General features: G+C 66.0%; 18 protein-coding genes. 12 read left to right on the plus strand and 6 right to left on the minus strand.

Annotation, left to right across the window (positions count from 1 at the left end; genetic code table 11):
* Positions 1–64: 64 nt before the first annotated feature.
* Both CCO03_RS00520 and CCO03_RS20570 read right to left on the minus strand, forming a co-directional pair.
* Positions 65–487, minus strand: coding sequence for a universal stress protein (locus CCO03_RS00520; RefSeq protein WP_087275808.1), 423 nt, complete (start codon positions 485–487; stop codon positions 65–67).
* An 89-nt stretch (positions 488–576) separates the two neighbouring features.
* The gene (locus tag CCO03_RS20570) at positions 577–711 is read right to left on the minus strand and encodes a hypothetical protein (RefSeq protein ID WP_257789722.1); all 135 of its coding nucleotides are present in this window, start codon (positions 709–711) and stop codon (positions 577–579) included.
* A 360-nt stretch (positions 712–1,071) separates the two neighbouring features.
* Between CCO03_RS20570 and CCO03_RS00525 the strand changes: the two genes are divergently transcribed.
* The 4 genes from CCO03_RS00525 (at position 1,072) to creC (ending at position 7,350) form a co-directional block, all read left to right on the plus strand.
* A complete protein-coding gene (locus CCO03_RS00525) occupies positions 1,072–3,462 on the plus strand; it encodes an ATP-binding protein (RefSeq protein ID WP_087275811.1) in 2,391 nt (796 codons plus the stop codon).
* A 94-nt stretch (positions 3,463–3,556) separates the two neighbouring features.
* The gene (locus CCO03_RS00530) at positions 3,557–4,270 is read left to right on the plus strand and encodes a hypothetical protein (protein WP_087283858.1); all 714 of its coding nucleotides are present in this window, start codon (positions 3,557–3,559) and stop codon (positions 4,268–4,270) included.
* Between the two features lie 855 nt (positions 4,271–5,125).
* A complete protein-coding gene (gene creB / locus CCO03_RS00535; protein ID WP_087275813.1) occupies positions 5,126–5,854 on the plus strand; it encodes a two-component system response regulator CreB in 729 nt (242 codons plus the stop codon).
* 59 nt (positions 5,855–5,913) lie between these two features.
* Complete coding sequence (gene creC / locus CCO03_RS00540) at positions 5,914–7,350, plus strand: two-component system sensor histidine kinase CreC (protein ID WP_236904172.1); 1,437 nt, start codon at positions 5,914–5,916, stop codon at positions 7,348–7,350.
* A 63-nt stretch (positions 7,351–7,413) separates the two neighbouring features.
* On the opposite strand, the gene CCO03_RS00545 is transcribed toward creC, so the two are convergent.
* Positions 7,414–8,520: an acyltransferase family protein gene (locus CCO03_RS00545; protein ID WP_157667422.1), complete on the minus strand. Its 1,107-nt coding sequence runs from the start codon at positions 8,518–8,520 to the stop codon at positions 7,414–7,416.
* Between the two features lie 296 nt (positions 8,521–8,816).
* Here CCO03_RS00545 and CCO03_RS00550 point away from each other — a divergent pair, with 296 nt between their 5' ends.
* From CCO03_RS00550 to CCO03_RS00565, 3 genes are all read left to right on the plus strand, one after another.
* Positions 8,817–10,955, plus strand: a complete 2,139-nt coding sequence (locus CCO03_RS00550; protein ID WP_087275817.1) for a VIT and vWA domain-containing protein — start codon at positions 8,817–8,819, stop codon at positions 10,953–10,955.
* Positions 10,956–10,964: 9 nt separating this feature from the next.
* The gene (xrtQ, locus tag CCO03_RS20220; protein WP_236903969.1) at positions 10,965–12,545 is read left to right on the plus strand and encodes an exosortase Q; all 1,581 of its coding nucleotides are present in this window, start codon (positions 10,965–10,967) and stop codon (positions 12,543–12,545) included.
* A gap of 192 nt (positions 12,546–12,737) precedes the next feature.
* Positions 12,738–13,958 (plus strand): biosynthetic peptidoglycan transglycosylase, encoded by a 1,221-nt coding sequence (locus CCO03_RS00565; protein WP_157667423.1) that lies wholly within the window; start codon positions 12,738–12,740, stop codon positions 13,956–13,958.
* Positions 13,959–14,251: 293 nt separating this feature from the next.
* On the opposite strand, the gene CCO03_RS00570 is transcribed toward CCO03_RS00565, so the two are convergent.
* A complete protein-coding gene (locus tag CCO03_RS00570; RefSeq protein WP_087283869.1) occupies positions 14,252–15,055 on the minus strand; it encodes a fumarylacetoacetate hydrolase family protein in 804 nt (267 codons plus the stop codon).
* Positions 15,056–15,270: 215 nt separating this feature from the next.
* Between CCO03_RS00570 and CCO03_RS00575 the strand changes: the two genes are divergently transcribed.
* A complete protein-coding gene (locus tag CCO03_RS00575) occupies positions 15,271–15,423 on the plus strand; it encodes a hypothetical protein (RefSeq protein WP_157667424.1) in 153 nt (50 codons plus the stop codon).
* Between the two features lie 68 nt (positions 15,424–15,491).
* Here the strand turns inward: CCO03_RS00575 and CCO03_RS00580 are convergent, their stop codons facing one another.
* The gene (locus CCO03_RS00580) at positions 15,492–16,070 is read right to left on the minus strand and encodes a bactofilin family protein (RefSeq protein WP_087275823.1); all 579 of its coding nucleotides are present in this window, start codon (positions 16,068–16,070) and stop codon (positions 15,492–15,494) included.
* 244 nt (positions 16,071–16,314) lie between these two features.
* Here CCO03_RS00580 and CCO03_RS00585 point away from each other — a divergent pair, with 244 nt between their 5' ends.
* From CCO03_RS00585 to CCO03_RS00600, 4 genes are read left to right on the plus strand one after another with little or no spacing between them, the layout of a single operon-like run.
* Positions 16,315–17,445 carry an MlaE family ABC transporter permease gene (locus tag CCO03_RS00585; protein WP_087275825.1) on the plus strand — a complete coding sequence of 377 codons (1,131 nt, stop codon included), beginning with the start codon at positions 16,315–16,317 and terminating at the stop codon, positions 17,443–17,445.
* A 2-nt stretch (positions 17,446–17,447) separates the two neighbouring features.
* Positions 17,448–18,293, plus strand: a complete 846-nt coding sequence (locus tag CCO03_RS00590; protein WP_205690340.1) for an ABC transporter ATP-binding protein — start codon at positions 17,448–17,450, stop codon at positions 18,291–18,293.
* Positions 18,293–19,258, plus strand: coding sequence for an MlaD family protein (locus tag CCO03_RS00595; RefSeq protein WP_087275831.1), 966 nt, complete (start codon positions 18,293–18,295; stop codon positions 19,256–19,258). The genes CCO03_RS00590 and CCO03_RS00595 overlap by 1 nt, the downstream gene beginning before the upstream one ends.
* The gene (locus CCO03_RS00600) at positions 19,255–19,920 is read left to right on the plus strand and encodes an ABC-type transport auxiliary lipoprotein family protein (RefSeq protein ID WP_087275834.1); all 666 of its coding nucleotides are present in this window, start codon (positions 19,255–19,257) and stop codon (positions 19,918–19,920) included. The genes CCO03_RS00595 and CCO03_RS00600 overlap by 4 nt, the downstream gene beginning before the upstream one ends.
* Before the next feature lie 169 nt (positions 19,921–20,089).
* Here the strand turns inward: CCO03_RS00600 and gstA are convergent, their stop codons facing one another.
* Positions 20,090–20,698, minus strand: coding sequence for a glutathione transferase GstA (gene gstA / locus CCO03_RS00605; protein WP_087275838.1), 609 nt, complete (start codon positions 20,696–20,698; stop codon positions 20,090–20,092).
* Positions 20,699–20,762 lie beyond the last annotated feature (64 nt).

Genomic DNA, 20,762 nt, shown 5'->3' on the forward strand with positions numbered 1-20,762 from the left:
GAGTCGTCGTGAAACAAAAAAACCCGCTGCAAGCAGCGGGTTCGACGGCTTACGCCGGAGCGCTTCAGCGGATCAACAGCACAGGCACCTTGCAGGCGGCCAGCACCTTGGTGGCCACCGAGCCCATGACGAGGTTGCTGAACGAGCTTTGGCCGTGCGAGCCCATGACGACGAGGTCGAACTGGCCGTCCTGGGCGAATTTGGCAATCTCTTCACCGGCCGAGCCGATGCGGGTGGCGCGGTCGACGCTCACGCCATGTTGGCTCAGGGTCTGCACCACGGCGTTCAACACCTTGTCGAACTCCTCGGCGTAGTAGGCGTCCACGTCGGCCTTGCCAACCAGGGCGCGTGCGCGCGGCGGCAGGGGAGCCTGCACCGACAACGCGGTGTACTGGCGCGAATCCACCAACAGCTCAGGGTGGGACACCAGGTAATCCAGCATCTTCTGGGTGAATGCACTGCCATCGACAGCCAACAAGACCTTCATGCCAATCCTTTCGGGTGGAAAAACCGCAGTCTAGGTGCCGGGCACCAATCCCCATTTGACCCAGGGCAAAGGGTGCGCCGAACATCCGCTCAAGCCAAGCCGACGGCGATGGCCGCGAGCAGGAACATCATGGCGGCCCCCACCAGCGGAAGCACAACGGGAATGTGCTTGGTGATGCGCTCCACGGGGTCGTCGCTCTCGTGCTCGTGTTCGTTGTGGTTCATGTCTGTGAAACCCTTGCCTGACCAATCACGGTGTGAACCCGACCCGCGCATGGCCTGTTGCGCCGGTCGGCCGGGGATTCGTGACGGCCATCCCCGGGCATGGTGCCCATTGTGGAGCAGGATGACCGTCGGTCAAGCACACAGCGGACGGTGACCCCGCGCGGCGCCAGCGACGCGCGCCACGGCTTTGCCGGTCGCATGCCTGCACAGAGCCCTTGCATGCCCTAGGATGCGGGCCGAAAGCCCAACTTTTTGGCTGTTCGGCGGCCAGCGTCTCGGGTATGTTCCGGTCCCTGCGCATCGGGGGTTGATGCAACAGGTCTGTGCATCCGGCAAGTGCTTATTGGAAAGGGCATGGCAATGGTCAAACGATCTGCTTCCCACACAACGTGGCGCACGCCCGCGGGGGCGACCGCTTGGCTGTCGCCCGCGATGGCTTCGGCGCCCGTGCTGGACCTGATGTGCACCCACTTCGTGCTGACGCTGGTGCAACAACAGGGTGCGCGGTTCAACGTGCGGCGCGACCTGAGCAGCCTGATGGTGCTGGCCGGGCGCCACCTCGCCTGGCCCGACGCGGTGCTGCAGCGTCTGCGCGACTTTCTGCAGCGGCGCTGCGCCGACAACGAGCTGTGGCAAGACCAGGCCAGTCTGGGCCATGGTGCCTTCCTCGAAAAATACGGCACCTGGCGCGGGCCCTATGAAGAAGGCACGCTGTTTTTCTACCTGGACGAATACGCCAAGGACGCCCCCAAAGACCTGCTCGCCACGCTGGCGACGACGTCCAAGTGGCTGTCGCATGCGCTGAAAAAGCAGAGCACCCGGGTGGAAAAGAACATCAACGCCCTGGCCGGCCTGCTGCAGCTCAACCGCGCCGAGCGCGCGCTGCTGCTGTACGGCACGCTGGCGCGTTACCAGCGTGACCTGCGCAGCCTGCTGGTCGAGTTCAAGGTGAACAATGCACCCGAGGCCTATGCCTCGCTAGGCGAGGTGGCGGGCGTGCCGGCCAGCGAGGTGGCCGAAGCTTTGCGGGCCGGCTCGCGCCTGGAGCGCATCGGCCTGGTCGAAAACCTCATCTCCGAGCACAACATCACCGACCTGGCCGACCTCATGAAGGTCAGCGAAAAGCTGCCGCCGGTGCTCATGCGCGAGTACCGCGACGAGAACGAGCTGATGGCCGTGTTCACGCGTCCGGCCACCCCCACCACGCTGACACCCGACCATTTTCACTTCGTGGCTGACGAGGTCGATGTGCTGGCCACGCTGCTGCAGCGCGCCATCGCCACGCGCAGCACCGGCGTCAACGTGCTGCTGTACGGCCCGCCCGGCACGGGCAAGACCGAGCTGGCCAAGGTGCTGTCGGCCCAGGCCGGTGCCGACTTGTTCGAGGTGGAGTATGCCGACAGAGACGGCAATTCTCTAACGGGAAGAGACCGATACCGCTCACTGCAGATTGCACAGGTGTTCCTCAAGGGCGCCCACAGCGCCGCGCTGCTGTTCGACGAGGTGGAAGACGTGTTCCCGCCCATCAGTCTGGATGCCGCGGCCTTCATGGCACGCGCCGATCAGCAGATGCTGCCGTCGTCGGGCGGTAACCACTCCGTCAACGGCAAGGCCTGGGTCAACCAGATCCTGGAGAGCAACCCCGTGCCGACGATCTGGGTCACCAACCAGATCGAGCAGATCGACCCCGCCTTTAGGCGCCGCTTTGCCTACCACCTCGAGCTGAAAAGTCCGCCACCCGGCGCGCGCGAGCAACTCGTGCGCTCGGCGCTCGATGGTGCCCGCGTCAGCGATGCATTCGTCACCAAGCTGGCCGAGCGCAAAGGCCTGACGCCGGCTCAGATTCGCACCGCCGTGCGCTTTGCCACGCTCGCCCTGGCTCCCACGCCCGCATCCGCAGCACAAGCGGAATCGGCAGCTGACCACGCGGGCCTGGCCCCCGAGGACGCACCGTTCGAGGCCCTCATCGCCCGCCAGCTGGCCCATGCCGACCTGGCGCTGGGCGCGCCGCGCGAAGCCCGGGCCAGGCCGCAGGTCACCACCTACCAGCTCGACATGCTGAACGTGGACAGCCGCTACGAGATCAGCCGCATCATCGATGCGCTGAAGGCGCGAGGCCATGGCACGCTGTGCTTCTATGGCGCCCCGGGCACGGGCAAGACCGCGCTGGCTGAGCACCTGGCGCAGCAGCTGCAACGGCCGCTCATCATCAAGCGCGCCAGCGACCTGCTGTCCAAATTCATCGGCGAGACCGAGCGCAACATGGCCACCATGTTCGCCGAGGCCGAAGCCGAGAACGCCGTGCTGCTGCTGGACGAAGCCGACAGCTTTCTGCAGGACCGGCGCGGCGCCCAGCGCAACTACGAGGTGACCGAAGTGAACGAGATGCTGCAGGGCATGGAGCGCTTTGCGGGCATCTTCATCTGCACCACCAACCTGCTCGATCGCATCGACCAGGCGGCGCTGCGCCGCTTCACTTTCAAGATCACCTTCAAACCCCTGAAGCCCGAGCAGCGCGAGCGCATGTTCGTCACCGAGGCCCTAAGTGGCGACACCCAGGCCCTGAGCGCCACGCAACGCAAGCGGCTGGCGGCGCTGGACCAGCTGTGCCCCGGCGATTTCGCGGCGGTGAAACGCCAGGGCGACATCCTGGGCGAAGCGCTCTCGCCCGACGACTTCATGGATCAGCTCGAGGCCGAGCACCGCATCAAGCCCGAGGTGCGCGAGACGCGTCGCATCGGCTTTGCGTGACAAATGCAGTCGCTTCGGAACGGATCCGCCTGTTAAGGTTCCGGCCATGCCGCTGCCTCCCGATCCGCGTCTGCTGCCCGCCCTGAAACCCACCATGCATCGGCTGGGACTGGCACTGGCCCCGTTGCTGCTCGTTGCCTGCGGCTCGGCACCGACCCCACACGGTGAAGTGCAGAGCGAGGCGTTTTCCACGCGGGAACTCATCCAGTCCGACAGCAACCGCATGGCCTCACTGGCCATGCGCGACAACCTGAACAGCCTGTTCCTGCTCATGGACAAGCTGTACCGCCGCAACCCGGCCGAATGGAAAAAGACCGCCGACAGCCCCGAGGCGGCTGTCGAGTTCGTGCGCATCGCACTGCGCGAAGGCCTGGGCTGGGGCCCCTTGGGCGAGCGCCGCGACGTGGCGGCCCTGGACCTTGCGCTGAAGCCCGAGTTTCAAGGGGACCGTGTGGCGGCCTTCATCTACGCCACCGCCGACAGCATCATCACCGCCCATGGTGGCAGCACCAGCTTCAACCTGGTGCAGGGCGTGGACGCGCAACACGTCTACAACGCCGCGCGCAACATGGAAATCGCCATGTGGGTCCTGGCCAGCCGGCGCAAGGCCGACGGCACGCCCCTGTTGTTGAGCAACGAAATGTCGGCGGCGGGACGCAATCTGAGCTTTGAACGCGAAATGGGAAAGGTCATCGGCCGGCTGGATTTATTGGCTTCATTCACCACCGAAAAATACCGCCGCGCCGTCATCAGCTACGCACAAGGCGTGGTGGCCGGGCCCTTTTTGCAGTTTTTACCTGTGAAGTGATGATTGTGAGTATCGACCCACTGCCGTTTATGAAATGACGCTTGCATGTCGATACTCCTCAGTACACCGTCATGCTTGGCCTCAGTTCCCACCTCAAAGCCTGAGCGCGCACGCTGAGGTCATCCAGCCAGAATTCGGCGCCCGCCCCTCTTCTTCTCCCCTCACCTCTCGTCATCGGCCGGCAGCCGACATCAACCGTTGGCCACACTGCATCGACACAGGCTTCTGGCACACCCGACGGCAGCACGCCCTCGTCGTGGTGCCAGCTCAGGCCGACAGGACTCGCGCTGCAAAAGCCTGGCCTGTCTGATCGAGGCCAACGGTCAGCTGAACACATGCGCCGACCCGATCGCTCCGGCGGCCAAGCTCCCCATGAAGACTGCGAACCGAAGCCGTCAGGCTGCATTTTTCTCGCTCGATCGAGCGTTGATCGGTTCAAAAAAATTTTCCGGTATTCCTCAAAAGCGCTTTGTTTTTCATGCATTCATCCACGTACTGCCTCATTGATCGACCCCAAACCCGCTAACTCGACACGGCTTCCGCGATGCCCATTTCGTGGCCGATCTGTGAGCTGGATCGCAGTGTGAAGCGCCGTTCAGGAGCGGTCAAGGCACAACACTGTGGATAAAAAAACAACAAGCGGCCGGTTATCCACAAAAAAGCGGGCTCGCCTGGGCTTGTTGATATCTCGGTTTCCAGTTCTGGACAACTTATCGACGCCCAAAATTTGGGCTAAGCAATTGTTGTCAAAGTACATTTGGGCTTATCCACAGGCTAAGCCTGCCCTTACTACTACGACTATTGAATTTAAGAAGATAGAGAAGAAGACAAAGAACAACTTGATTGGCCACCCTCATGCTCGACAAACCCCTCATCCTCCTCGTCGAAGACGAAGCCGCCATCGCCGACACGCTGCGCTACATGCTGACGGCCGAAGGCTTCGAGGCTGTCTGGTGTGCCACCGGACAGGCTGCGCTCCAGGCCTTTGCCCTGCAAACCCCCTCGCTCGCCATCCTCGACGTCGGCTTGCCTGACATCAGCGGTTTTGACTTGTTCAGAAAATTGCAAGCCCTGCCGGGCGGACGCGACACGCCCATGCTGTTCCTGACGGCACGCAGCGATGAAATCGACGCGGTGGTGGGTCTGGAACTCGGCGCCGACGACTACGTGACCAAGCCGTTTTCACCACGTGAACTCATGGCCCGTGTCCGCATGATCCTGAGGCGGCATGCCAAGCCAGCCGCGGTGAACAACGCACCCGAGCTCCATCCGATCGACTTTCAGCTTGACCTCGCCAAGCGCCGCGTCACCGCCTGTGGGCAGCCGCTGGACCTGTCGCGTTACGAGTACGGCGTGCTGGCCTTGCTGTTGAAACAACCTGGTCGCGTCTTCACGCGCAACGATTTGCTGGAACAGGTGTGGGACGACCCCGGCGAATCGCTGGACCGCACCGTGGATGCACACATCAAGACCCTGCGCGCCAAACTGCGCGAGGTGCCTGAGCTGCCGGACTGCATCAAGACGCTGCGTGGCGTGGGTTACGCCCTGGACGACACGCAGGACCTGCACATCGTCATCGTCTGAACCCCGACGTGAAGCGCTTTCGCCTGTCGCTGTCGCGCCGCACGCGGATCTTTCTCGCGGTGCTCATCGTCTACACGCTGGGCACGGCCTGGCTGCTCTCGCGTGTGACCAGCGACCTGGATCCGCGTTACCGCGAATCGGCCGAGGAGTCACAGATCGACATGGCGCAATTGCTGGCCAGCCAGATCGAGCAGGATGTGGTGGCAGGCGCCATGCCCTTGGCGCGTTTGCAAGCGGTGATCGGCACCACGCTGAACCGGCGCTTTTCGGCTCAGGTCTACAACCTGCACAAAACCCGGGTCGAGCTGCGCGTGACGGTCACCGATCGCAATGGCATCGTGCAATACGACTCCACCGGGCGCGATGTCGGCGCCGATTTTTCCGGCTGGCGTGACGTGTCATTGACCCTGCAGGGCCTGTATGGCGCGCGCGCCACGCGCGACGTCGCCAGTGATTCACGGTCCACCGTGCTGTATGTCGCAGCACCCGTGCGGTGGGGCGACGACATCGTGGGCGTGGTCACGGTGGGCAAGCCGGTTCAGAGCTTTGGTCAGTTCGTGGCTGACGCGCGTGAGCGCACCATCTGGGTGGGTATCGGTTCCGCCAGTTTCCTGCTGGTGTTCGCATTCATCCTGTCCATCTGGCTGATACGTCCCTTCGGCCTCGTTCGCGACATGTGGCGCTGGCTGCGCCGCCAGAAGTCGGTGAGCCCCGGGCGCGTGTGGCGTCAGTCGCTGTTGATGCTGCGCGCAGCGAGTCACGATGTGCGCGATGCGGTCGGCGGCCGGCAGGGCATGGCCACCCAGGTCGAGATCATGAGCCACGAGCTCAAAAGCCCGCTGTCGGCCATTGCCGCTGCCGCCGAATTGATGCAGGACACCGACATGCCTGCGGCACAGCGGCAGCATTTCCTCGACAACATCACCCGCGAAACCCAGCGCATCCGCCACACGGTGGATCGGTTGATGGAGCTCTCGCGTCTGGAGACCCTGCGCGTGCTCGACCAGGTGCAGGATGTGGACGTGCAGGAGCTCTTGCACGAGGTGGTTCAGACCGCCAGCCTGACGGCGGTACCCCGTCAGATCAAAATTGATTTGATCGTGTCTGAGGGCATGGTGGTGGAAGGTGACCGGTTCCTGCTGTCGCGTGCGGTGGCCAATCTGCTGGCCAATGCCATCGATTTCTCACCCGACGGGGGAGACGTGCAGGTGCGGGCCAAGCGCGTGCGACACGATGTGGTGATCGAGGTTTCGGACAGCGGACCCGGCATGCCCGCGTATGCGGTCGAACGCGTGTTCGACAAGTTCTACTCGCTGCCGCGTCCGCACAGCCAGCGCAAGAGCACGGGTCTGGGCCTCTCGTTCGTGAACGAGATCGCCAAACTGCACGGCGGATCGGCGCAATTGCGCAATCGCGAGTTCGCCAATGGGGAGGTTCGCGGCGCCTGCGCAAGCCTGGTGTTGCCGGCACGTTTTGTACCCACTGAACCAAGTTGATCGATACTTTGTATCGATCAACAGGCCATATGAATTCAATGAATGGAGTGGATACCAGTATTTTTAAGGAGATATGTTCACGCCGTTGTTGAGTGTATGGTGAGTGAGCCGTGGATGTCGGCGCAAGGAGCGTCGGGTCCACTCGATGGCGGGTTTTTCAACCCCGAACCACGACACGACGGCCATGCAGACGGTGGCGGCCAGCGACAGGACCAGGCAGACCCCCAGTGACCAGCCTTGCGCGAGGCAAACCTGGGTCAGTGCCTGCTGAATCGGGAAGGCGTAGATGTAAACGCCGTAAGACAGGTCGGTGTGGGGGCGGCCGCGCAGCCACCCTGCACCGAGGTGCGCTGCACAGAAGGTGCAGCAGGGCACGCCCAGCCACAAGCCCAGTTGAATCAGGCTGGGGTGCGAAGTCCACGCGGCCAGCAACAAGGCCAGGACGCCGATACCCCCCATCCACCCGCTGCTGCTGACCCGGTGCTGGGCGAATGCGCTGCCGATGAAGAAGTACACACCCAGCGCGGTGATGTCCTTCACGCTCCACATGTCGCGAAGCCAGTCGGGGGCCGTGGCCAGCAGGTCCGCTCCGGGGCGTGTGGCCACGGTCAGCCAGATTAAGGCCAGTATGGCGGCGGAGATGAGGTAGATGAAACGAGAACGCCGAATGCCCCATATGGCCAGTGGCACGAGCAGGGCATACATCAGCAGTTCGTAGCGGATGGTCCAGAGCGAACCATTCACCGCCCGGGCGAACGGGTTGTGTTCAAACACACCCGGCAACACCTGAACCGTGGCGATGCCAAAGGCGTTGTTGATCAGGTTCAGCCAGGTGGTGTCGTGGCGCCAGTACGCGGCTTGCGGCAGGGTGGTCATCGCAGCACCGACGACCCCCACGGAGAACGCCGTGGCGACGATCAGACCCGGGAAGATGCGCCCCACCCGTTTGGCTGCGAAATCCAGCACGCCTTGGCTGCGCTCCCAGCTTTGGGCAATCAGGTAGCCGCTGATGAAGAAGAACACGTAAACGCCCACTGCGCCCAGGCTGTGGCCTGCGAAGGGCACCGGCAGGCTGAGCCGATACAGGAATTCGCCGTGGTTGAACAGCACGGCCACGGCGGCCAACAGGCGCAGCAGGTTGAAGTTGTTGGAGGCGGACGAACTGGGCACGGGGAAGTAAGGTTCACGGCGATGCGCGCATTGTGGGCCGCAGAACGAGGCCGGCCGGCAGGTACCGTCCCGCTTGTGCAGGGCGTGACGGTCTTTGGGTCTGCTGTTGCTCGGTACAGCTCATACCGCGTCATCTGGACATGGACCGCGTGATGGCAGGTGTGGCGCATGTGCGGATTTCATGCTCGCTTCACATCCGCTTCTTGTGAGGCTCGCGCACTTCGCACGGCCATCGAATCGGGTTTGCACAGTTGGCTCATCGGTGCAGGGTGCACCGGGTTGATGAGGGACTTCACATGCAAACCGTCTCAGAACACTGGGTGAGTCAGGACAACGAGGGCACACCCCGACCAACCAGGCCGCAAGCTTGGGCCTCTGCGCGCCGCGGCTGGCGCGAGCGTCTGCGGACGCAGCCGTGGCGCGCGGGCGCCGTGGGCTTGCTGCTGGTGCTGCAGGTTTCGGGTCCGGCCCAGGCGCAGCCGCAAGGTGAGGCGCCGGCCCGGACCGAGGCGCCGTATTTCTTTTTGCCGGGCGCAGATCCCCAGGTGGATGCTTTGCCGCTCAAGGGAACCCAGGTGGATGTCCGCATTGCGGGCGTGATTGCCGATGTGACGGTCACGCAGACGTACAAGAACGAAGGCACGCGGCCCATCGAGGCCAAGTACGTGTTTCCGGGGTCGACGCGCGCAGCGGTGCACGCCATGAACGTGCGCCTGGGCGAGCGCCTCATCACGGCGCAGATCAAGGGCAAGGAGCAGGCCAGGATCGAGTACACGCAGGCCAAGCAGGCGGGCAAGACTGCGGCGCTGCTGGAGCAGCACCGACCGAACGTGTTCCAGATGGCGGTGGCCAACATCCTGCCCGGTGACGACGTGAAGGTGGAGCTGCGCTACACTGAGCTGCTGGTGCCGGAGGGCGGCCGCTACCAATTCGTGTTCCCCACCGTGGTGGGCCCGCGCTACAACAGCCCGAGCAGCCTGGAGGCCCGCAGTGAGTGGGTCGCCCAGCCCACGCAGGCCGCCGGCCGCAAGCCCTTGTCGGCCTTCGATTTGAAGCTGCGCCTGGAGGCGCCGCTGCCGATTGCGGCCGTGGGGTCCAAAACGCATCGGCTGACGACCACGGCGCAGGGTGACCGGCAGGTGAGCCTGGCGCTGGACGATGCCGATCGCACCGCCAACAACCGCGATTTCATCCTCGACTACAGCCTGGCGGGCCAGCAGGTGGCCTCGGGTCTGATGCTGATGCAGGGCGAGCAGGAGAATTTCTTCCTGGCCATGGTGCAGCCCCCCAAGGCCGTGGCGCTCAAGGCCGTCAACCCGCGCGAGTACATCTTCGTGGTTGACATCTCGGGCTCCATGCACGGCTTTCCGCTGGACACGGCCAAGGCCATGTTGCGCGAACTCATCGGCGGTCTGAGGCCATCGGACACCTTCAACGTGATGCTGTTCTCGGGCAGCAACAGCATGCTCAACCCGCACAGCGTGCCGGCAACGCAGGCCAACATCGAGGGTGCCATCGCCACCATCGAGCGCATGCAGGGCGGCGGCTCGACCGAGCTGATGCCAGCCTTGAAGCGCGTGTACGCGCAGGCCAAGTCGCCCAGCACCTCGCGCTCGGTGGTGGTGGTGACCGATGGCTACGTGACCGTGGAGAGCGAGGCGTTCGCGCTCATCCGCAAGCACCTCGACGAGGCCAATGTGTTTGCCTTCGGCATCGGCAGCTCCGTCAATCGCCACCTCATCGAGGGCATGGCGCGTGCCGGCAGGGGCGAGCCGTTCGTCATCACCTCGGCCAACGACGCCAAGGCCCAGGCCGACCGCTTTCGCCAGCTCGTGGCGCAGCCGGTGCTGACCTCGGTTCAGGCTGATTTCGAGGGCGTGGAGGTGTACGACGTGGTGCCCGAGCAACTGCCGGATGTGCTGGCCGAGCGGCCCGTGGTGGTGTTTGGCAAATGGCGCCCGAAAGAGGGGCAGCCGTTCCCTGGACGGGTGCGCATCTCGGGCCAGACGCCGGCGGGCCCGTTCCAGCAGGTGCTGCCCCTGGCCGACGCACCGGCCGAACCTGGGCAAAACACGGCGCTGCGGCAGCTGTGGGCGCGTGAGCGCATCGCCATGCTGAGCGACCAGGAGGCGCTGGACGGTGGCAGCGCGCTGCGCGAGCAGATCATGCAGCTGGGGCTGGGCTACAGCTTGCTGACCAACTACACCAGCTTCATCGCCGTGGACGAGGTGGTGCGTGTGAAAGATGCTGCGAACACGCAAACGGTGAACCAGCCGCTGCCCATGCCGGAAGGGGTGAGCAACCTGGCCGTGGCCGCTCAGGTGCCCAGTGCGCCCGAACCACAGGTGTGGGGTGCCATGGCCGTGTGTCTGTCCATGCTGGGTATGCTGGCACGGCGTAAGCGCAAACAACGGAAAAGCCACTATACCAGCTGAGGTCAGACCATGAACCCGCGCATGCACACGGACGAGATCCGCCTGTTTCCTGGGCAGCAACCCGCGCCTGACCAGGCCGCTGGGACGGATCGCCAGAGTGGGGCACCGGCCGCGCCGAAGTCCAGCCTGCCGTCCTGGCTGCTGGCGCCCAGGCGCCTGGCTTGTGCGGTGGCGCTTGATCGGCTGGCGCCGTGCTGGCTGATGGTCAGCCTGCTGCTGGCCACCTGGCCGCAGTGGATCTGGATGGCACGCCGCATGGTCGACGGCTCGGACGATCCGCTGGGGGTGTTGGCGCTGCTGGCTTTGTTGGCGGTGGTCTGGGTGAATCGGCGTGGCCTGCGCCAGTCGCCCGACTTGAGCTGGTTGCTGGCCGCCATGGCGCTGATGGGGGCCGGGGCGTGGGCACAGGCCAACCTGCCCGATCTGGCAGCAGCGCTGCTGGCCATGCTGGGCCTGGTGTGTGGCCTGCGGGCCTTGCTGCCCCGTCGCGTGGCCAGTGCGCCGCTGCTGGTGCTGGCGGTGTTGGCCTTGCCGCTGATGGCTTCGCTGCAGTACTTCGTGGGCTACCCGCTGCGCGTGCTGGTGGCCGAAGCCACACTGGCGTTGATGCAGGCCACGCACCACGTGCAGCGCGAAGGGACGGCCCTGGTGGTCGACGGCCAGCTGGTGCTGATCGATGCCGCGTGCTCGGGCGTGCAACTGGCGTGGATGGGCTACTTCAGCGCCGCCTGCCTGGCCTTGGTGCGCGGCCTGGACACGCGGCGCTTCCTCAGCCGCCTGCCATGGGTCAGCGTGTGGGTGCTGGGCGGCAACATCGTGCGCAGCTGGCTGCTGGTGACGCTGCAGGCGAACGGCCAGCCCTTGGCCACCTGGCTGCACGAAGGCATCGGGCTGGTGTGCCTGGCGGTGGTGTGTGGCGGCATCGCCTGGCAGATGCGGCCGGCATTGATCGAGGCATTGCCGCAGCGGGCAGGCTGGATGGGGCCGGCTGCAGCCTGGCGCGTGCCCAACCAGCTGCGCTGGCGGCTGACGCTGAAGGCCGCTTGCCTGGGCATCATGCCGGTGCTGGCGGTGGCCCATGCCGTGGTGCTGGGCCAGCACCCTGAAGCGAGGCCGCAGCCCGCCAGCGTCGAATGGCCGCGCACCTGGCAAGGCAAACCGCTGCGGCCTTTGGCGCTGGGGGCTGTCGAGCAGCGTTTTGCAGCGAATTTTCCGGGTCAGCTGGCCCGCCTGACCAATGGCGAGGACCTGCTGGTGTGGCGCCATGTGTCGCGGCCCACGCGCATGCTGCACCCGGCGGCCGATTGCTACCGGGCCTTGGGGTACCAAGTGAAGGATGAGCATTTGTCATCGGCGGTGGCTGATACCCCAGATCATAGCCACGCGGCTGACGCCGCCAGTTTGCCGGCTACGCAGGGCCTGTGGCGCTGTTTCATCGCCGACAAGGACGGCCAGCGGCTGCGCGTGTGCGAACGTCTGGAGGATGCGCAGGGTCGGGTGTTCACCGACACGTCGGCCTGGTACTGGGCCGCCAGCCTGGGGCAATCCACAGGGCCCTGGCAGGCCCTGACCGTGGCCCAGGCGCAGTAGGGTGGCGGGGTGCGTGGCCCTGATGGAGGGGATGGGCCATCGGTGGAGTGACTTCGGGAGAACTGCATGCCTGTTGATCTGCAGCCTGACGCTTGCCGGGGCCCCGTTCGCTGGGGCCGGGCCAGGCGGGTGGTGCGCCGTTGTGCATGGTGGGTCGGGCTGACGCTGGGTGTTGCGGCCCTGGCCGTCGGTGTGGCTTTGACCGTGGTGTGGGCCAGCTTGCGCCCCGCGGCGGGCGAGTGGGCGGAGACGTTCTCGGTGCCGGTGCCCGGTACGGCCCGGCAGGTGCCGCTGCGGCTGGGCGTGCCGTCGTTGATCCGCCTGGCCACGCAGCCGCCGCTGGCCCGTTGGCTGGTGGCCCAGGTGCAGGCAGTGCCCATGGGGCCCAACCGGCTGCAGCTGAGCTGGCACGACGCCGACAGGCGCTTGAGCGTGACGTGTGCACCCTGCACGCTGGTACACCCCGGCCTGGGTTCGCAGCCGATCACGGTCACGCGGCTGGGCGGCGACCTGCGCCGCCATGGCGAAGCGCTGCAAGGCCAGGTGTGGCTGGGCGACGAGCCCCGGCAGATTCGCGTGGCCTGGCAGGGCGATTTGAGCCAGGCCGGCCTGCGCATCCGCAGCCAGACCCAGCACCAGTCCATGGCCGACCTGTACGCCGCCCTGGCGCCCAGCCTGCCGGAGGTCGCGCGGGCCACGGTGGAGGGCGAGTGGGGCCTGCAGCTGAGCCTGGACCTGCCGCGGGGGCGGACGGAATGGCTGCCCGACATCCGCGGCTTCTCGGTCACGGGCCTGGGCACCGAGGCGCTGCTGGACCTGCCGGGCGCCGGCCTGCCGTTGCAGCATCCGCTGGTGCGGGCCGTCATCGCGGCCGAAGACCAGCGCTTTGAGCAGCACACCGGCCTGGACCTCAGCGAGCTGCAACAGGTCCTGCAGCAGGGCGATGGCGCAGCCTCGCGGGGGGCCAGCACCTTGACGCAGCAACTGGCCAAGCTGGTCTACACCGATGGCGAGCGCAGCGTGCTGCGCAAGGCGCGTGAGCTGCTGTATGCGGCCGACATGGAGCGCAGCCTGGGCAAGGCGCGCATCCTGCAGCTCTACCTGGCGCACGCCCCTTGGGGCGAGGGCGTGGTCGGGGCTGGGGCCGCTGCCCAGCATTATTTCGGTCGCCCCGCTGCACGCCTGAGCACGGCCCAGGCGGTGTGGCTGGCCAGCATGCTCAACCAGCCCGACACCCATGCCCGGCGTTGGCGCCAGCGGGGCCAGGTCGACCTGCGACGCGCCACCTGGGTGGCGCAGCAGATGCGCCTGCCCATGCAGGGGCTGTCGCCGCGCCGGTTGAAGGCCGTGGTGGCCGAACTGCAGCAGCTGCAGTCCCAGGCCTGGCTCACGGGCTCGTCAAGGCCGGAGTGAGTGGCCATGGCTGTATGTGGGATTCAGCCCCGTGGCCGCAGCACTGCGACAGCCTACGGGGTCAGGTGTTGCACAGGCTGCCCTCGGTCCGCGCGCCTGGGACAGGTCACACCTGCGTCAGCTGAGGGTGTGAGGGCGGGGTGGGTGGCTTTAGCCCGGGCCAGCGATCGGCAACTGCGTCAGGCGTGGCCAGCGAAGCGGGAAGCCGACCGCGGCGTGCGTGTGGCCATCCATCCCGATGGCGCGGTTGCGCGGGTGAGCCCGCAACGGGCGGTTGAGCGGGCCGGCGGGGCTCAGACCAGGCGCCAGGCCACCTGGCCCAGCGGGCCGAAATCGCCTTGCATGACGTCGCCGGCGCGCACCGGCACCGGCCGAATCAAGGTGCCCGAGAGCACGATCTGGCCGGGTTCCAGCTTCTCGCCCCACTGGCTGAGCCGGTTGGCCAGCCAGGCCACGCTCTTGGCCGGGTGCGACATCACGGTGGCGGCCAGCCCCGTGTCCTCGATGGCGCCGTTCTTGTAGAGCATGGCGCCGACCCAGGGCAGGTTCAGCTCGGTGGGGCGCGTGGGATGGCCACCCAGCATGGCGCCCGCAGCCACGCTGTTGTCGGACACCAGGTCGACCAGGGTGCGCGGTGCCTTGGTCTGCGGATGGAGCTGCTGGACGCGGGCGTCCACGATCTCGAACGAGGGGACGATGCAGTCCGTGGCGGCCAGCACGTCGAACGCGGTGACGCGCGGGCCTTGCAGCGGTTTGCCGATGATGAAGGCCAGTTCCAGCTCGACGTTGGCCGCGATGAAGCGATCGGCCGGCAGGCTGCTGCCGTTGTCGAACACCATGTCGTCGTAGAGCCAGCCGATGGCGGGCTCGCTGGCGCCATACATGGCCTGCGTGGCGCGGGACGTCATGGCGATTTTGTAGCCGCGCAGGCTGCGGCCTTCGTCGTGGCGCAGCGTCCCCCAGGCGCGCGAGATGGCATACGCCTCGTCCACGGTCAGGTCGGGCCACTGGGCCGACAACTGGGCCATGGGCGTGCGCGTTTGCTGGGCGTGCTGCAGCTGGGCAGCCAGGCTGGTGATCTGTTCTTTTGGCAGCATGGTGTTGGCGAAGTGAATCAAGGGGTATGCATGTTTTTCCGTTCATCAAGAAACAGGAACAAAGGCATACTGCTGTTAAAAGTCCCGAAAACCATCCAGGACAACGGATTCACTGTAGCGCGAGTGGCGGGGTGGTCCTGCTGCCTGGGGCTCAGCCTCGCTCGGGTCTGCGGGATGAACGCCCGGCGGTGCAGGGCAACCTCGCGCACCTCGCCATGCTGAACAACCACGCCGGCATCGACACCTTGCGCGTGATGGGGCAGGGCACGCACCATGTGCCACCAGCGGTGCCGCTGGCTTCGTCGATTGGGCCTTCGCACCGCGGGCGCGTGTGGGCCGGTGCCCAGACCATGGCGCAGGCCCCATGAAAAACGCCCTGCCGAAAAGGGGGCAGGGCGTCAAGAACAGGCGTGCAGTGCACGCGCAGGCAGGCGGATCAGCTCAGCGAGGCGGCGGCAGGAGCAGGTGCGGGCGCGGCAGCGGCAGGCTTGGCGTCCTTGTCGGCCGGTTTGGCGGACTTGGCGTGGGTGTCGGAGGAGATCTCGCCCGACACCTGGCCGCCTTCTTCGATCACGAGCTTGCCGTAGCGGATCTTGCCGGTGACCTTGCCGGTGGCAAAGATCACGAGCTTGTCACGCACGGTCAGGTCGCCGTCGAATTCGCCGCGGATCTCGGCGATGTCGATGTTGGCCGAACCCTTGAACGCGCCTTGTTCCGAAATCTGGATCACGCGCGAATCCATCGTGGCTTCCACCGTGCCTTCCACGACCAGCGTGTCGCAGTCGGTGATCTCAACGCCACGCAGCTTGATGTTGGGGCCCACGGTCAGCTTGGCGCCGCTTTCTTCCTTGACGGGAGCAGCCACCGGTGCGGCCGCGTTGCTCAGCGACGAGGGGACGGCGACCGACGACACCGGCGAGCTGCCGCCAGGCGTGACGCCACCAGAGGTGGGGGTGGGACGGGGGTTGAAGGAGTCGCCTTCACGCTTGCCGCCAAATACCGAGTTCAGTGCCATGCCTGCTCCTAATTGCTCACAAATTGTGTGATCCTATCGACATGAGCACCCTGCTCATGGCGTGTTGTCTCAAAAACTTGCAAGAATCGTAACGCAATAAGTCGCTCGTATCGAAAGGCAGATGCGCAGAGGATGGGGGCAATTGTCAGCAAAAGTCCATGCATGCATGGGCGGTAAGCCGTTTTTCGCGGCCTGCGCAGGATTGCTCCCTAGAATCAGCCATCCCTGTGCCGCCTGAGCGCCCATGCCTTCTGACCCCGCCCACCTGCCCCGCGTTGACCTGTCGACCTCGTCGCAAGCGGGTGCCGTGGTGCTGGGGGAATGGACTTCGGCCCAGCTGACGGATGCCAAACGCTGGGCGGAGCTGCAGGCGCGCCTGCACGAGGTGGCCGGCCAGCTGGGCTCTGGGCGCTGGGCGCTGACGCCGCAAACCCAGCTGGACCACCTGGGCGCCCAGGCCTTGCTCGCCGTGTGGGGGGCGGTGCCCGCGACGCTGGAGGCCACGGAGGACCAGCGCGCCGTGCTGGCGCGTGTGGCCGGGTTTTCGGCGCCCCAGTTGCCGGCCAAACCCGCCGTGTCCAGTCGCTTGCTGCAGAACCTGAGCAAAGGCTGGCGTGAACGGCGCGAGATGGCGGGTGATGCGGTGGCGTTGCTGGGGCAGCTGGTGCTGGACTTGGGCAAGTTGATCCGGGCGCCGAAGTGGGGTCCGTGGTCAGACTTCTCCAGCCACCTCTACAACATCGGCGGCACCGCCTTGCCCATCACCGCCCTGGTGGGGTTCCTGATCGGCGTGGTGCTGGCCTACCTGATGTCGCAGGTGCTGCGGCAGTTCGGGGCCGAGGTGTTCATCGTCAACATCCTGGGCCTGGCCTTGATTCGCGAGCTGGGGCCCATCCTGGCGTCGGTGCTGATCGCCGGACGTTCGGGATCGTCCATCACGGCGCAGATCGGCGTGATGCGCGTGACCGAGGAGCTCGATGCCATGCGCGTCATGGGCATTCCGGTGAACTACCGGCTGGTGATGCCGCGTGTGCTGGCGCTGGCGGTGGCCATGCCGCTGGTCACGATCTGGACCACGGCAGCGGCCCTGCTGGGGGGCATGTTGGCGGCCTGGATCACGCTGGACCTGTCGCCCACGTATTTCCTCACGGCCATGCCCAGTGCCGTGAGCCTGCCCAACCTGCTGCTCGCGATCGGCAAGTCCGCGGTGTTTGGGGTGGCGATTGCGATGATCGCCTGCTTTTTTGGCCTGCGCGTGGCGCCGAACACCGAAAGCCTGGGGCGCGGCACCACGTCGTCGGTGGTCACGGCCATCACGGCGGTGATCCTGATCGATGCGGTGTTCGCCATCGCGTTCAAGAGCGTGGGGATTTGAGCATGGCAGCAGAGTCATCGCCTGAGGCGGACGTGGTCATCGACGTGCGAGGCCTGTGGAGCGTGTTTCCCACCGCCGGTGGCGGCGAGGTGGTGATCCACAAAGACCTGGACCTGGTGGTCAAGCGGGGCGAGATCCTGTCCATCGTCGGGGGCTCGGGCACGGGCAAGACGGTGCTGTTGCGACGCATTCTGGGCCTGGATGCCCCCAGCAAGGGCTCGGTGACGGTGCTGGGCCGGCCGGCGACGGAGCAGAACGACCGCGATGCCGCCACGCGCCTGGGCATGCTGTTTCAGCAAGGCGCCTTGTTTTCGGCCTTCAGCGTGCTGGACAACATCGCGCTGCCACTGCGTGAGCGCAAGGCCGTGCCCAAGGACATCGAGCGCAAGGCCGCCTTGCTGAAGCTGGAGATGGTGGGGCTGCAGGCCAAGGACGCCCCCAAGATGCCGGCCGACCTCTCGGGCGGCATGATCAAGCGCGTGGCCCTGGCGCGCGCGCTGGTCATGGACCCACCCCTGCTGCTGCTGGACGAGCCGACGGCGGGGCTGGACCCCGAGAGTTCGGATGCGTTTTGTGAGCTGCTGCTCGACCTGCACCGAGAGCTGGGCCTCACGGTGCTCATGGTCACGCACGACCTGGACACCCTGTTCGCGCTGTCGACGCGCGTGGCGGTGCTGGCCGAGCAGCGGGTGCTGGTGACGGGCACCGTGGACGAGGTGGCGGCGTACTCGCACCCGTTCATCGACGACTACTTTCATGGCGCGCGCGGGGAAAGCGCCATGCGCTTGTTCAAGGCGAAGCAGGCCGAGAAGGCCCAGGGGGCAGCCATGCCCATGGAGCAAAGCTGATGGAAAACCGATCTCATGCCGTGGCCGCAGGCGCCTTTGTGGTGGGCGTGGCCGTTCTTCTGGTGGCCATGGTGATGTGGCTGATGCGCGATACCTCGGACCGCGTGCCGGTGGACCTGTTCACCAGCGAAGCCGTGAGCGGGCTGCAGCCCCAGGCGGCGGTGCGCTACCGCGGGGTGGACGTGGGCGTGGTGAGCAACATCTCGCTGGACCCCGAAGTGAAGGGCAACGTGCTGGTGCGCGTGATGCTCGACCGCAAAGCGCCGCTGAGCAAGGACTCGTTCGCCACCCTGGGTTACCAGGGCGTGACCGGCCTGGCCTTCATCCAACTGGACGATCGCGGCCTGTCGGATGAGCCGCCGCCGCAGGGCAAGGACGAGGTGCCCCGCATTCCGCTGCGTGGCGGGCTGCTCAGCCGCCTGGCCGACCAGAGCGGTCAGATGCTGGATCAGCTGTCGGACACCATGAAACGCATCAACGACGTGCTGGGTGACCAGAACCAGGCCAACCTGACGCGGGCGCTCGGTGAAATTGGCGATGCAGCCCAGTCTGTGAGCGCCCTGGCTGCGGACACCAACCGGCTGCTGGCCGCCCAGCTGGATCCGGCCAAGACGCACGTGCCGCAGCTCGTCGACGAGGCGCGTGCGGCCATTGCGGACATGCGCATCGCAGCGGGCAACGTCAAGCAGGCGGCTGGTGACTTCAGCACCGCGGTCAACCGCTTCGATGCCCAGGGCGGGGCCCTCGACCGCGTGAGCGAAGGTGCCAACACCTTCACCGCCAGCACCTTGCCGCGTGTGCACCGGGCGGTGGAGAGCGCCGAGCGCACCATCCGCCAGCTGGACCGCACGGCCAGCACCCTCAACGAGAACCCGCAGGCCATCCTGTACGGCGGCGGCCAGATTCCGCCAGGCCCGGGCGAGCAGGGATTCGCGCAACCCATGTCATCGAGAAGCCAACCATGATTGCCACACGCCACCTCCCCTTCCGCACGACACACCGGCTTCCGGTCTTGCGCAGCCTGGCCGGTGTGACGCTGGTGGCCGCGTTGACGGGCTGTGGCGTGCCGTTGCCGGACAAGCCGGTGCGGCCCGAGTTGTACGACTTCGGTCCCCGGGTGGCCCAGGCGCAGGCGACCCCCACGGGGGTGCCGATTGCCCTGGCGCAGCTCGATGTTCCCCAGGCCCTGGACTCGACGCGCATGGTGTACCGCCTGGCGTACGCCGATGCCCAAGTGCCCAGCCCTTACGCCCATTCGCGCTGGAGCATGCCACCGGCGCAGCTGCTGCATCAGCGGCTGCGCTCGGTCTTGGGCGAGAAGCACCCGGTGGTGCTGGTGGGCGAAGGCTACGCGCGCATCGAGTTGCGCATCGAGCTCGACGAGTTTTCGCAGGTGTTCAGCAGCGCACAGGAGAGCCAAGGCCTGGTGCGCGTGCGGGCCACGGCGCTGGCCCCCAACAACCGCGGCGATCGCCTGCTGGGGCAGCGGGGGTTCGAGGTCAGCGTGCCCGCGCCCACGCCCGACGCGGTGGGCGGTGTCCGGGCCTTGACGCAGGCCAGCGATCGCCTCACGCGCGAGATCAGCGACTGGGTGGACAGCCTGCCCGTGCAGACCGTCGGCCGCTGAGCGGGCAGGCCTGATTGGTGGTGTTCAGAAGCAGATAGGCAGTATCAGGCAGTTGCCGTTGATCTGAAAACGGCAACACGGCCATACTCCATGCAAAAAGCCTTGGGCATGGCCCAAGGCTTTTGTGCTTTTGCGGGCGTCGAACCCCGCGCCCGCTTGGCCGCAGGCTTCAGCCCAGCAGGCCCTCTTGACGCATGGCGGCCTGAACGGCCGGGCGGTTGGCGATGCGGTCGCGAAAGGCGTTCAAGTGGGTCAGGCCAGCGATGTCCAGGCCCACGGGCTTGGCCCAGTTGGTGACCACGAACAGGTAGAAGTCGGCCACCGACACGGCATCGCCGTTGAGGTAGGGCCGCTGGGCCAGCTCGCTGTCCACCCAGGCCAGGCGCTTGCTGATGTAGGCCTTGGCGTTGGCTTTCACCTCGTCGGACGACTTGGGGTTGAACAGCGGGCCGAAACTCTTGTGAACTTCGGTGCCGACGAAGTTCAGCCAGCCTTGCAGGCGATACCGCTCGAAGGTGCCGTTGGCCGGGGCCAGGTGTTTCTCGGGCGCTTGATCGGCCAGGTATTGCACGATGGCCGGGCCCTCAAACAGGCGGCGGCCGTCGGCCAGCTCAAGCACGGGCACATACCCCAGTGGGTTGATCGTGTAGAAATCGGTGCCGTCATCCAGCTGGTGGGTCTTGGTCGAGGCCTTGACCAAGGTGTAGGGCAGGCCGGTTTCTTCCAGCACGATGTGCGGGGACAGCGAGCAGGCGCCGGGCGAGAAATACAGCTTCATGACATCTCCTGAGTGATGGGACAGCGATTATGAGCCGCCGATCCGCACGCCCGTCGCCGCTCCC

The sequence above is a fragment of the Comamonas serinivorans genome (assembly GCF_002158865.1).
GTDB lineage: Bacteria > Pseudomonadota > Gammaproteobacteria > Burkholderiales > Burkholderiaceae_C > Comamonas_E > Comamonas_E serinivorans.